Source organism: Xenophilus sp. Marseille-Q4582 (assembly GCF_916700565.1).
Classification (GTDB): Bacteria; Pseudomonadota; Gammaproteobacteria; order Burkholderiales; family Burkholderiaceae_C; genus Xenophilus.
Map to the genome: position 1 here is coordinate 901,140 of NZ_CAKAKO010000006.1, position 13,318 is coordinate 914,457.

General features: G+C 71.9%; 6 protein-coding genes. 2 read left to right on the forward strand and 4 right to left on the reverse strand.

The features are described from left to right. The first annotated feature begins 68 nt into the window (after positions 1–68). Positions 69–2,903 carry a CapA family protein gene (locus LG388_RS24450; protein ID WP_225785145.1) on the forward strand — a complete coding sequence of 945 codons (2,835 nt, stop codon included), beginning with the start codon at positions 69–71 and terminating at the stop codon, positions 2,901–2,903. 75 nt (positions 2,904–2,978) lie between these two features. Next, positions 2,979–3,854, forward strand: a complete 876-nt coding sequence (locus LG388_RS24455) for a S9 family peptidase (protein ID WP_225785146.1) — start codon at positions 2,979–2,981, stop codon at positions 3,852–3,854. A 171-nt stretch (positions 3,855–4,025) separates the two neighbouring features. Here the strand turns inward: LG388_RS24455 and LG388_RS24460 are convergent, their stop codons facing one another. From LG388_RS24460 to LG388_RS24475, 4 genes are all read right to left on the reverse strand, one after another. Next, the gene (locus LG388_RS24460; protein WP_225785147.1) at positions 4,026–5,513 is read right to left on the reverse strand and encodes an efflux transporter outer membrane subunit; all 1,488 of its coding nucleotides are present in this window, start codon (positions 5,511–5,513) and stop codon (positions 4,026–4,028) included. Positions 5,514–5,518: 5 nt separating this feature from the next. After that, positions 5,519–8,779, reverse strand: coding sequence for an efflux RND transporter permease subunit (locus LG388_RS24465; protein ID WP_225785148.1), 3,261 nt, complete (start codon positions 8,777–8,779; stop codon positions 5,519–5,521). Between the two features lie 568 nt (positions 8,780–9,347). Continuing rightward, positions 9,348–12,479 (reverse strand): efflux RND transporter permease subunit, encoded by a 3,132-nt coding sequence (locus tag LG388_RS24470; protein ID WP_225785149.1) that lies wholly within the window; start codon positions 12,477–12,479, stop codon positions 9,348–9,350. A 24-nt stretch (positions 12,480–12,503) separates the two neighbouring features. After that, positions 12,504–13,318, reverse strand: an 815-nt coding sequence (locus LG388_RS24475) for an efflux RND transporter periplasmic adaptor subunit (RefSeq protein ID WP_225785150.1), incomplete at its 5' end; no start/stop codon positions are given.

Consider the following 13,318-nt stretch of genomic DNA (forward strand, 5'->3'; position numbering starts at 1 on the left):
GCTCCAATCGCTGCGCAGGCCAGTTTGGGCGATCCGTTTCTTCGAAATCCACGACCCTGGCGCGTTCGATGAGCATTTTTTCAACGGCCTGCTACACGCGCCAGCGCTTCGGCCGCGCGCTGGAATGGCCCGCGGCCGACGACGCGCCGCTGTGGCTTTTCGACACGCGCGCCGTCTTCGCCGACGGCGAAGCGCTGCACGTGATCGAGCACGAAGGCCGCGAGAGCGGCTACCGCCTGCTGCCCGACTGGGGCCCGCGCGGCGTGCGCGAGGTGGTGGCGCGCGCGGCCGGCTACCTGGGCCGGCAGGTGCAGCCTTCGGGGCTGTACCACTACGGCTGGTTCCCCTGCTTCGACCGCCCCATTCCCACCTACAACACGCTGCGCCATGCCAGCTCCACCTACGCGCTGCTGGAGGCGTGGGAGCTGACGCAGGCGCCGGCCCAGCTGGCCGCGGCGGAACGCGCGCTCGACTGGCTGGCCACGCAGGCCATCCGCACGCTGCCCCTGCCCGACGGCGGCACGGCCGCCTTCCTGGTGGACGTGGGCGACGAGATCAAGCTCGGCGGCAATGCGGTGTGCCTGCTGGCCTTCAGCAAGCATGCGCAGCTCACCGGCAGCCTGGCCTACCGGCCCCTGCTGGACCAACTGGCGCGCGGCGTGCTGCACATGCAGCAGCCCGACACCGGCGGCTTCGTGCATGTGCTCAATTACCCGCAGCTGAGCGTCAAGCAGGCGCAGCGCATCATCTATTACGACGGCGAGGCGGCTTTCGGCCTGATGCGCCTGTACGGCCTCACGCGCAACCCGCGCTACCTGGCCGCGGTCGAACGCGCTTTCGACCATTTCATCGCCGCCGAACACTGGCGCGCGCACGACCACTGGCTGGGCTACTGCGTGAACGAGCTGACGCTGTACCGGCCCGAGGCACGCTACTTCCGCTTCGGCCTGGACAACGTGCGCGGCCACCTGGACTTCGTGCTGGAGCGCATCACCACCTTCCCCACGCTGCTGGAGCTGATGTGCGCGGCCGAGCGCATGATCGTGCGCCTGCAGGCCGACCCCACGCACGCGGGCCTGCTGCAGGGCTTCGACCTCGACAAGTTCCACCGCGCCCTGGAACACCGGGCACGCTACCTGCTCAGCGGCCATTTCTGGCCCGAGCTGGCCATGTTCTTCAAGAACCCGGCGCGCATCGTCGGCAGCTTCTTCATCCGCCACCACAGCTGGCGCGTGCGCATCGACGACGTGGAGCACTACCTGTCGGGGCTGGTCGCCTACCTGCAGTACCGCGAAGGGCCGCCCCGCCTGCCGCGCCAGGGCCCCGTGGTGGCCTGGGGCGGCGACGTGAACCTGGGCCGCCGCCAGCATTACCTGACCGAGCGCCTGGGCATGGCGCGCACGCTGGCGCCGGTGCGCGCGCTCGCGCGGGCCGACCTGGCCATCGTCAACCTCGAATGCGTGGTCGCCACGGGCGGCGAGCGCGGCGTGGCCAAGGGCGAAGGCGGCCCCTACTACTTCCGCGCGCGGCCGGCGATGCTGGAGGTGCTCACCACCGCGGGCGTGGGCCTGGTTGCCACGGCCAACAACCACGCGGGCGACTACGGCCCGTCGGCGGTCGCGGAGCATCTGCAATGGCTCGCGCGCGCGGGCATCGCGCAGGCCGGCAGCGGGCGCAACGCCGACGAAGCCCTGCAGCCGGCCTTCGCCCGCGCCGGCCCGCTGACCGTGGCGCTGTTCGCCGTCGACAGCACCCAGCCGCGCTTTGCGGCCCGTAGCGACACGCCCGGCTGCGCCTGGCTGCCGCCCGACGACCCGGCGGCCTGGACCGCCGCGCTCGCGCCGCGCATCGCGCAGGCGCGCACGCGCGCCGACGTGGTGCTGGTCGCCGTGCACTGGGGCGCCAACCACCGGCGCCGGCCCTCGGCCGCGCAGCAGGCGCTGGGCCGGGCGATCATCGACGCCGGAGCGGACGCGGTGCTGGGCGCCTCGGCGCACCGGCTGCAGGGCCTGGGCGTCCACCAGGGCCGGCCCATCGTGTACGACGCCGGCGACCTGCTCTTCGATGCCCGCCGCCAGGACGGCGGCGCGGGCGGCGTGTTCGAGCTGGAGCTCGGCGTGCAGGGCGTGCGGCGCGTGGTCTTCGTGCCGGTGCAGGTCGGCTTCGGCCAGAGCGTGGAACTGCAGGGCGAGGCCCGCATCGAAGCGGCCCGGCGCTACGTGGCGCTGTGTGCCGAGCTGGGGACGCCGCTGGCCCTGCGCGAGGACGGTACGGCCGCGCTGGAGCTGATGCCGCCTGCGCGGCCGGCCCCAAGCGCGCGCAGCGGCCCGGCCCGGCCCGCCCCCTTGCCCTGCGACCTGCACGCGCTGCGTGCACCGCTGCCACCGCCCGCGGGCGCCTGCGTGCATCAGGTTCCCGCCGATGCGCGCCTGCCGCAGCCGCTGGCCCTGGGCCCGCTGCGCCTGCTCGGCCTGCGCATGGAGCCTGCCGCGCCCCTGACCCAGCGCCAGAGCCCGTGGGTGCGCAGCTACTGGTGCTGCGACGCGCCCGTGCCGCAGGATTTTCGGCTGGACCTGCGCGCCGTGCCGCTGGCCGACGGCGCGCCGGCCGGCCGCGAGGCCTGGGGCCGGGGCATGGACCATGACCCCTGCGACTGGCTCTGGCCCACAAGCCGCTGGCAACCCGGCGCGATCTATGTGGACCTGTGCCCGCTGCGCCCGCCGCCGCTCGGCGAGATCGCCAACGGCCGCCTGCAGCTGCAGGTGGCGCTGGTCCGGGATCGCGAGCGGCTGCATGTGCACACGCTGCCGCACTTCGTCGAGGTCGCGATCCCGGGCCGGCCCGGCGCGCCCACCGATGCACCGCACGTTCCGGCCCCGGCCGCCGCGCTTTCCGCCTCCTGAGTCGCCATGCCCGCGCCACCCCCCGTCCCTTCGTGCCGGCCACGGCCGCGCTTGTCGTCGTTGCGCGCGATGGGCGTGGCACTGCTCGCTGCCCCGCTCAGCCAGGCGCACGCGCTGATGCCGCCCGAAGCACCACTGCCCTGGAGCCAGCCCGCCAGCCGCGCCGACTGCCCCGACGCCGACGGCTATCTCTGGCTGCCGCTGGACACCGGCGATGTGTGCCTGCGCTACTTCGCCTCCGCCGGCCTGCAGGGCGCCGACACCGCCATCGTGTACTTCACCGGCGATCGCGACCGACTGCTGAACACGCCGCCGGCCCAGATCCCGGCCAACACGGCGCAGGCGCAGACCGCCGCCATGGACGCCTTCGCGCGCCAGGCTGGTCTGCCGGTGGTGATGCTCGCGCGGCCGGGCACCTACGGCTCCTCGGGCGACCACCGGCTGCGCCGGCGCCTGGTGGAGGAATTCGTTCCGCTCGCGGCCGGGGTGGATCTGCTACAGCGCCGCCACGGCATCCGCCACCTGGTGCTGTGGGGCCACAGCGGCGGCGCCACGGCCGTCGCCGCACTGCTCACCCTGGGCCGCCAGGGCGTGCGCTGCGCCGTCATGACTTCGCCCGCCTTCGACTACCTGGAGCGCTGGCGCATGAACCGCACCGTCGGCGGGCCGGCGCCCTCAGTGGCGCGCGGGCAGGTGCTGGCGCGCGCCATGTACGACCCGCTGGCCCATGTGGCGGGCGTGGCGGCCGATCCGGCGCGCGCGGTGCATGTGATGGGCGACCCGCGCGACAAGGTCACGCCTTTCGTGCTGCAGGCCGAGTTCGTCCAGGCCCTGCAGGCGGCCGGCCACCGGGCCCAGATGCACCAGGCGCAAGCCGCGCCGCCGATGTTCCACAACCTGCGCGAGCAGGCGGGCCTGCGCCAGGCGGCGGCCTGCGCGCGCGGCGGCTGAGCCGCGGACTCAGAAGGTGTGAATGAATCCCGCGTGGCCGAGCAGACCGTCCAGGGGTGCGCCATCGAGGCGCAAAGCGCAGCCATAGCTCGGGCTATGGCGAGCATTTGCAACGATGAGGGCGTGCACCTGGGCGGGATGAGCGGGCATGTGGGGTTCGTTCACACCTTCTCAGCGGGGCGCCGCAGCGGCCGGTGCCGGGGGCGCGGCGAGCCAGTGCGCCTCCCAGCCCCCGCCCAGGGCCTGGATCAGTTCCACCGCCGCCGTCTGGCGCGACAGCTGCACCTGCGCCAGCGCGCGGCGCGCGCTGAGCGCCGCGGCCTGCGCGCTGACGACTTCGGTGTAGCTGACCTGCGCGGCGCGGTAGCGGTTGAGCTGCTGCTGCTCGGTGCGATCGGCCGCTTCGGAGGCTTCGCGCCGCAGCCCGGCCTGCTCGGCCAGCGCCGCCGCGGCGCTGAGCTGGTCTTCGACGTTCTGGAAGGCCGTGAGCACGCGCTGGCGGTAGCGCGCCACCGCGGCTTCGTGGCCGGCGCGGGCGCTGTCCACGCGCGCGCCGGTGGCGCCGGCGTCGAACAGGGTCTGCGCCGCGGACAGGCCCAGCGCCCACAGCATGTTCGAGGCGCTGAACAGGTCGCCCACGCGGCTGGTGCTGCTGCCCACCGAGGCCGACAGGCTCAAGCTCGGGAAGTAGGCCGCCCGCGCGATGCCGATCTGCGCGTTGGCCGCCGCCACGTCGCGCTCGGCGGCGGCGATGTCGGGGCGCCGCTGCAGCAGCTGCGAAGGCACGGTGAGCGGCACCGTCGGCACCACCGGCCGCCAGGCGGCGGGCGCCAGCCGGAACTCGGCCGGCGCAGCGCCCACCAGCACCGCGATCGCATGCTCCAGCACCGCGCGGTTGCGCTGCAGGCCCACGCGCTCGGCGCGCGCGTTCACCAGCTGGGTCTGCGCCTGCAGCACGTCGGTCTGGCCCGCGATGCCGGCTTCGTAGCGGTTGCGCGTGATGGTCAGCGCGCGCTCGTAGCCCTCGATGCTCTGCGCCAGCAGCGCGATCTCGGCGTCGGTCTCGCGCAGCGTCAGGTAGTTGATGGCCAGATCGCCGATGGCCGACAGGCGCGCCGCGGCCAGGTCCGCTTCGCTGGCCTGCGCGCCCGCCACGGCGCTGGTGCCGGCCTCGCGCAGCCGGCCCCACAGGTCCACCGACCAGTCGGCCCCCAGCGTGGCCGAGTAGCTGCCGCTGGCATTGCTCTGCCCGCGCACGTTGCCGCTGCGGCGCCCGCTGCCATTGAGCGAGACCGTCGGAAAGAGCTGCGCGCGCTGCTCGCGCACCAGCGCCTGCGCCTGGCTGTAGGCGGCCACGGCGGCGGCGATGTTCTGGTTCGACACCTGCACGCGCCCGGCCAGTTCGTCGAGCACCGGATCGCCGAAGCGCGTCCACCAGTCGCCGCTTTGCAGCGTGTCGCCGGGCACGGCCGGCATCCAGCCTTCGACCGCGGGCGCTTCCTTCCACGCCAGGGGCTGCGGGGATTCGGGCACGGCGTGGGGCGGGCCGAGGGCACAGCCGCTCAGCGCGGCGGCACCCGCCAGGGCCAGCAGCGCGCGGCGGCGCGGCTGCGGGACGGCGAAAGGCGAAGAAGCGGCAGGAAACGATGAAACGGTCATGGCGATCAGAAAGTGGGGCTGCCGGCGCTGCGCGCCAGGTCGCGCTCGTTGGCCGGCCGGTGGCGCAGCCTGTCCATCAGCACGTAGACCACGGGCACGGTCACCAGGGTGAGCAGCTGGCTCACCAGCAGGCCGCCGATGATGGTCACGCCCAGGGGCTGGCGCAGCTCGCCGCCCTGGCCGAAGCCGATGGCCAGCGGCAGCGCGCCCAGCGCGGCGGCCAGCGTGGTCATGAGGATGGGGCGCAGGCGCAGCAGGCTGGCCTCGCGCACGGCCTCCATGGCGCTCAGGCCGCGCGAGCGCTCGGCCTCGAGCGCGAAGTCGATGATCATGATCGCGTTCTTCTTCACGATGCCGATCAGCAGGAACAGCCCGATCAGCGCCATGATCGACAGCTCCATGCGAAACAGCAGCAGCGCCAGCACCGCGCCCACGCCGGCCGAAGGCAAGGTGCTGAGCACCGTGATCGGGTGCACCAGGCTTTCGTAGAGGATGCCCAGCACGATGTAGATCACGACGATGGCCGCGAAGATCAGCATCAGCTGCTGCGCGCTGGACTGCTGGGCCGCCGCCGCGGTGCCCGAGAAGCCGCCGCGCACGTTGATCGGCATGCCGATCTCCTGCTCGGCCTGCTTGACCAGGCGCTGCCCTTCGGCCAGCGGCACGCCTTCGGCCAGCGCGAAGGAAATGGTGCTGGCCAGCTCGCCGTCCTCATGGCTCACGGAGCTGGGCACGGCCCGCTCGGCCAGCCGCGCGAAGGCCGACAGTGGCACCATGTTTGTAGTGTCGGACGCGAGCGCCTGGCCGGTGGAGGCCGCGCGCTGCCCCGGGTTGGCCGAGGTGACGGTGGAGGTGCCGGTGGCCGCGTCGGTGGTGTTCTCGATCGACGAGGTGATGCTGCGCCCGCTCGCGTCCGTCGTGGTGTTGAGCTTGGAGGGCACGTACAGGTCCTTGAGCGCCAGCGGCGAGGTCTGGAAGCGCGGCGCCCATTCCATGATCACGGCGTACTGGTTCAGGTCGTTGTAGATGGTGGCGACCGAGCGCTGGCCGAAGGCGTTGTAGAGCGCGCCGTTGAGGGCCGTGGGGTCCACGCCCAGGCGCGCGGCGGCCGCGCGGTCCACCTGCACGTAGGTTTCCACGCCGTTGTCGTTGCCGGTCTCGCCGTCCACGTCGGTCAGCTGCGCAATCTCCTGCAGCCGCGCCGTGAGCTTGATCGCCCATTCGCGCAAGTCGCTGGCCTTGTCGCTGCGCAGCGTGTACTGGTAGGCCGAGTTGCTCTGGCGCCCGCCCATGCGCAGTTCCTGCACCGGGCCGAGGAACACGCGCAGGCCCGTGAGCTGGTTGAGCTGGGGCCGCAGGCGGTCGATGACGGCCTGGGTGCTGTCCCGCTGCCCGGCTGGCTTGAGGTTGACGAACATGAAGCCGCCGCCCGCGCGCGAGCCCCCGGAGAAGCCCACCACCGTGTCCACGGCCGGGTCGGCATGGATGATGTCCACCGCCTGCCTGAGCTTGGCGGTGAAGGCGACCGAGGAGATGCTCTGGTCGGCGCGCAGGCCGGCGTTGATCTGGCCGTTGTCCTGCTGCGGGAAGTAGCCCTTGGGCACGTGCATGAACAGGTACGCGTTGAGCGCCACCACCGCCACCAGCGACAGCACGACCAGCGCCTTCGCGGCCAGCGCCCAGTCCAGCACATGCGCGTAGCCGCGCTGGCAGGCCAGCCACGCGCGCTCCAGGCCGCGCGACAGGCGCCCCGGCGGGCGGTTGCCGCGCCGCTTCAGGTAGTGCGATTCCGCGCGCAGCAGCGTGGCGCACATCATGGGCGTGGTGGTCAGCGAAATGACCAGCGAGATCAGCACTGCGGCCGACAGCGTGACGGCGAATTCCTTGAACAGCCGGCCCGCCTGTCCGCCCATGAACAGCAGCGGGATGAACACGGCCACCAGCGACAGGCTGATGGACAGCACGGTGAAGCCCACCTCGCGCGCGCCCTGCAAGGCAGCGGCCAGGCGGTCCATGCCGGCTTCGATGTGGCGCTGCGTGTTCTCCAGCACCACGATGGCGTCGTCGACCACGAAGCCGGTGGCCACGGTGAGCGCCATCAGGCTCAGGTTGTTGAGCGAGAAGCCCAGCAGGTGCATGACGCCGAAGGTGGCGAGCAGCGAGACCACGGTGGCGACGGCCGGGATGACGGTGGCGCGCGCGCGGCGCAGGAAGACGCCGACCACGAAGACGACCAGCACCACCGACAGCATCAGCGTGAATTCCACTTCGCGCAGCGAAGCGCGGATGGAGCTGGTGCGGTCGGAGGCGACCTGCACGGCGATGTCCTGCGGCAGCTGGGCCGCCAGCTCGGGCAGCAGCTTGCGCACGCCGTCGACGGTTTCGATGATGTTGGCGCCGGCCTCCTGCGTGACCAGCACGATCACGGCCGGCTGGCCGTTGAACAGGCCCAGGGTGCGGGTGTTCTCCACGCTGTCGATGACCTCGGCCACGTCCGACAGCCGCACGGGCGCACCGTTGCGCCAGGCGATGACCAGGTGCCGGTAGTCGGCCGCGCGCAGGCCGGGTGACGGGGTGTAGATCTGCAGCCGGCGCTCGCCGCTTTCGATCACGCCCTTGGGCCGGTTGGCGTTGTTGGCCTGGATGGCGGCGCGCACGTCCTCGGTGCTGATGCCCAGGCGGTTGAGGCTGTACGGTTCCAGCTCCACGCGCACGGCGGGCAGCGAGCCGCCGCCGATTTCCACGTCGCCCACGCCTTCGACCTGCGACAGGCGCTGGCTCACGATGTTGGAGACGGCGTCGTAGATTTGGCCCGGCGTGCGCGTCTTGGAGGTGAGCGCGAGGATGATGACCGGCGAGGCCGAGGGGTTGGCCTTGCGGTAGGTCGGGTTGCTGCGCAGCGTGGCCGGCAGGTCGGCCCGCGCGGCGTTGATGGCGGCCTGCACTTCGCGCGCGGCCGCGTCGATGTTGCGGTTGAGGTCGAACTGCAGCGTCACGCGCGTGGAGCCTGTGGAGCTGGTCGAGGTCATCTCGTTCACGCCCGGGATCACGCCCAGCCGCCGCTCCAGTGGCGTGGCCACGCTGCTGGCCATGGTGCTGGGGCTGGCACCCGACAGGCTGGCCGAGACCGAGATCACCGGATAGTCCACCTGCGGCAGCGGCGACACCGGCAGCACGAAGAAGGCCATGATCCCGGCCAGCGCCAGGCCCAGAGTGAGCAGCACCGTGGCGATGGGGCGTTCGACGAAGGGGCGGGAGAGGTTCATGCAACCTGCCCTTGTTCGAATGACGTGCAGCCAGTGGCCCGCAAGCGTTGCGTCCCGGACGCCGCAAGGGCTGCCCCGCTCCGCTCAAACGCTGCGGGTCGCTGCGCGACTGCCCTGCGCTGCTCGCGACAGGCGGGGTCTCGCTCGAACTCGCTGCGCTGCGCTCCGCTCAGACAATCGCGAGCCCTGATCCGCCTGCCGCTGCGCTGCTCGGCCGCATCGATTCGCGGACCGAGGCAGCCCTTGCGGCGCCCCAACAGCGCAGCGGCAGACGAGCGACCGCCAGAACCAGCCGCGCAGCCCGGCAGGGGCCGCGCGCCGACCGATCCCGTGTGCGCCGCCGAGAAGCGCAGCGGGGCCGGCCTGCGTGCCTGCCGCAGGACAGGCACGCTTCGTGAACTGATTCGCTGCGTCTGTTCGAGCGCAGCGCTGCGCAGCAGCGCGCAGCGAGTTACGCAGCGGGCCGGCTCCGCGAGCATCGCAGGGCAGCCCCGAAGGGGCCGGACGCAGTCGGGTCGGCCGGCGCGCGGCCTCTGCCGGGCGGGCCTGCACGGGCAACAGCGCCCCCTCACGCAGTCACCCCCGGATCGCGCCGAGCAGAGAACCGCCGCCCCAGCCGATCAAAGGCCAGATAGATCACCGGCGTCGTGAACAAGGTCAGCACCTGCGACACGACCAGCCCGCCGAAGATCGCCAGACCCAGCGGCCGGCGCAACTCGGCCCCGTCGCCCCAGCCGAACATCAGCGGCAGCGCCGCGAACAGCGCCGCCAGCGTGGTCATCAGAATGGGCCGGAAGCGCAGCAGCGCCGCCTGGTGGATCGCCTCGCGCGGCGTCTTGCCCTCGCGCCGCTCGGCGTCGATGGCGAAGTCGATCATCATGATCGCGTTCTTCTTCACGATGCCGATCAGAAGGATGATGCCGATGATGCCGATCACGCCCAGGTCGTGGCCCGCGATCATCAGCGCCAGCAGCGCCCCCACGCCGGCCGACGGCAGGGTGGACAGGATCGTCATCGGGTGCACGTAGCTTTCGTACAGCACGCCCAGCACGATGTAGACGCACACCAGCGCGGCCAGGATCAGCCACAGCTGGTTGGTGAGCGACTTCTCGTACGCCCCCGCCGCGCCCAGGAAGGTCATGCGCACGCTCGCGGGCATGCCGATTTCCTTCGCGGCCGCGCGGATGGCCGCCACCGCACCCCCCAGCGCCTGGCCGGGCGGCGTGTCGAAGCCCACCGTGGCGGCCGGGTACTGCGCCACACGCGTGACCTGCAGCGGCGCCTGCTGCTCGCGCACCGTGGCGAAGGCCGACAGCGGCGTGGTGCTGCCGCCGCCCGTGCGCAGCGGCAGGTTGCCCAGGCCCTGCGGCGATTCCAGCCCCTCCCGGTCGGCCTCCAGGATCACGCGGTACTGGTTGGTCTCGGTGAAGATGGTGGACACGATGCGCTGGCCGAAGGCCGAGTACAGCGCATCGTCCACGCTGCTGGCCGTGACCGACAGGCGCGAGGCGGTGTTGCGGTCGATGTCCACGTACGCAGCCAGGCCCTGCGCACCGGCGTCGGTGGTGGCGTTTCGCACCTTGGGCTCCTGCTGCAGCCGCGCCACCATCTTCTGCGCCCAGCCGTTCACCGTCGCGGTGTCGCCGCCCTCCAGCGAGAAGCGGAACTCGGTCGGGCCGCTCTCGGCGTCGATGGTCAGGTCCTGCGTGGGCTGCAGGTAGATCTGCACGCCGGCCACGTCGGCCGCCACGCGCTCGCGCAGCCGCCGCATCACTTCGTCCTGCCCGTCGCGGCCGGTGCGCAGGTTGATCAGCAGCGTGCCGGTGTTGAGCATGCTGTTGTTGGCCGCGTCCACGCCGACCACCGAACTCACGCTGCGCACGTCCGGGTCGGCCAGCACGGCGTTGGCGGCGCGCTGCTGCAGCTCGGCCATGCGGGCGTACGACACGTCCTGCGCGGCCTCGATGCGCGCGCGCAGTTGCCCGGTGTCCTGCGTCGGGAACAGGCCCTTGGGAATGACCACGTACAGCAGCGCCGTGAGCGCCAGCGTGGCCAGCGCCACCACCAGCGTCAGCGGCTGGTGGCGCAGCACCCATTGCAGTTGCCGGTCATAGCCGGTGATCACGCGGTCGAAGAAGCGCTGCACCGCGTCGCCAAAGCGGCTGCGCGTCTCGGACTCCGGGCGCAGCCAGCGCGCCGCCATCATGGGCACCAGTGTGAGCGAGACCACCGCCGAGATCAGGATGGTGATCGACAGCGTGACGGCGAACTCGCGGAACAGCCGGCCCACCACGTCCTGCATGAACAGCAGCGGGATCAGCACCGCGATCAGCGACACCGTGAGCGAGATGATGGTGAAGCCGATCTGCGTGGCGCCCTTCACCGCGGCGGCGAAAGGCTTCTCGCCCTCTTCGAGGTAGCGCGCGATGTTCTCGATCATCACGATCGCGTCGTCCACCACGAAGCCGGTGGCGATGGTCAGCGCCATCAGGCTCAGGTTGTTGAGCGAATAGCCCAGCAGGTACATCAGCCCGCAGGAGCCGATCAGCGAGATGGGCACCGCGATGCTGGCGATGACAGTGGCGCGCAGGTTGTGCAGGAAGGCGAAGATCACCAGCACCACCAGCACCACGGCCAGCACCAGTTCCATCTGCACGTGCGCGACCGAGGCACGGATGCCCTGCGTGCGGTCGGACAGCAGCTCCACGCGCACGTTGCCCGGCAGCTGGGCCTGCAGCTCGGGCAGCTGCTTCATGATCGCGTCGACGGTGGAGATCACGTTGGCGCCCGGCTGGCGCTGCACGTTCAGGATGACCGCGGGCCGCAGCTGTCCGTCACCGGCCCCGTTGGCCTGCGTCTTCTCGTCCTTCAACGCCGCCCAGGCGCCGAGCTGGTTGTTCTCGGCGCTCTGCGTGACCTTGGCCACGTCGCTCATGCGCACCGGCGCGCCGTTCTTCCAGGCCACGATCAGGCCCATGTAGTCGGCGGCCGTCTGCAGCTGGTCGTTGGAGTTGATGGTGTAGGCGCGCGCGGGGCCGTCGAAGCTGCCCTTGGCGCCGCTGGCATTGGCCGCGCTGATGGCGCTGCGCAGCGTGTCCAGCCCGATGCCGGCCGAGGCCAGCGCGTTCACGTTGGCCTGGATACGCACCGCCGGCCGCTGGCCGCCCCACAGAGTGACCAGGCCCACGCCCCCCACCTGGCTGATCTTCTGCGCCAGCCGCGTGTTGACGATGTTCTGCACCTCGGTCAGCGGCAGCGCATCGGAGCTGATGGCCAGCGACAGGATGGGCGCGTCGGCCGGGTTGACCTTGGCATACACGGGCGGTGCCGGCAGGTCGGCCGGCAGGAAGGAGCCGCCCGCGTTGATGGCGGCCTGCACCTGTTGCTCGGCCACGTCCAGCGTCTGGTCCAGGTCGAACTGCAAGGTGACCAGCGACACGCCGGCCGCGCTGGTGGAGCTCATGCGGTTCAGGCCCGCCATCTGGCCGAACTGGCGCTCCAGCGGGGCGCTCACGGTGCGGCTCATCACGTCGGGGCTGGCGCCGGGGTACAGCGTCTGCACCTGGATGGTGGGGTAGTCCACCTGCGGCAGCGCCGCCAGCGGCAGGAACTTCAGGCCCACCAGGCCGGTGAGCACGATGGCGAGCATCAGCAGCGCGGTGGCGACCGGCCGCTCGATGAAGGGACGGGAGGGACTCATGCGAAAACGCGCCTGCCGCGGGGATCAGGGAGGGCCGCCGGCGCCCGGACGCGGACCGCGCTGGCCGCCCTGCCCTTGTTGGCCGGGCGGGCCACGGCGCTCGCCGCCCTCGCCGCGCGGACCGCGGCGCTGCTGGCCTTCGGCGCGCGGCTTGGGCGGGGCATCGCCCTGCAGCTGCACGCGCGAGCCTTCGCTCAGGCGGTCGCCGCCCTCGGTGACCACCTTCTCGCCTTCCTTCAGGCCTTCGGTGATGGCCACCACCTCCACGGTCGACTCGCCGCGCTTCACGGGCCGCATCTGCACCGTGCGGTCTTCGCCGATCACGTAGACGTACGGGCCCTTGGGTCCGGTGCGCACGGCGGTGACCGGCACCACCAGCGCGCGCTCGGTGCGCAGCGTCAGGCGCACGTTGACGAACTGGTTCGGGAACAGGCTGCCGCTTTCGTTGCCGAAACGCGCCTTGGCCTTCACGGTGCCGGTGCTGGTGTCGATGACGTTGTTGAGCGTGAGGAACTGGCCGCTGTCCAGCACCTGGGTGCGGGTGCGGTCCATGGCGTCCACCTTGAGCGCGGCATTCGCCCGCACCTGGCCCTGCACGTCGGGCACGCGGTCCTGCGGCACGGCGAATTCCACGTCGATGGGGTTCATCTGCGTGATGGTGGCGATGCCGGTGGCGGAGTTGGCCGTGACCATGTTGCCCGGGTCCACCGTGCGCAGACCGATGCGGCCCGTGACCGGCGAGACCAGCCGCGTGTGCTCCAGGTTCAGCCGCGCGCTGGCCTCGGCCGCCTTGTCGCCCAGCACGGCCGCTTCCAGCTGCTTGACCAGCGCGGCCTGGG

What these genes read in the sequence shown, in the direction of transcription:
- LG388_RS24465 (WP_225785148.1), bottom strand. Translation starts at nt 8,779, where the DNA reads ATGAACCTCTCCCGCCCCTTCGTCGAACGCCCCATCGCCACGGTGCTG.
- LG388_RS24470 (WP_225785149.1), bottom strand. Translation starts at nt 12,479, where the DNA reads ATGAGTCCCTCCCGTCCCTTCATCGAGCGGCCGGTCGCCACCGCGCTG.
- LG388_RS24450 (WP_225785145.1), top strand. Translation starts at nt 69, where the DNA reads ATGAGCATTTTTTCAACGGCCTGCTACACGCGCCAGCGCTTCGGCCGC.
- LG388_RS24460 (WP_225785147.1), bottom strand. Translation starts at nt 5,513, where the DNA reads ATGACCGTTTCATCGTTTCCTGCCGCTTCTTCGCCTTTCGCCGTCCCG.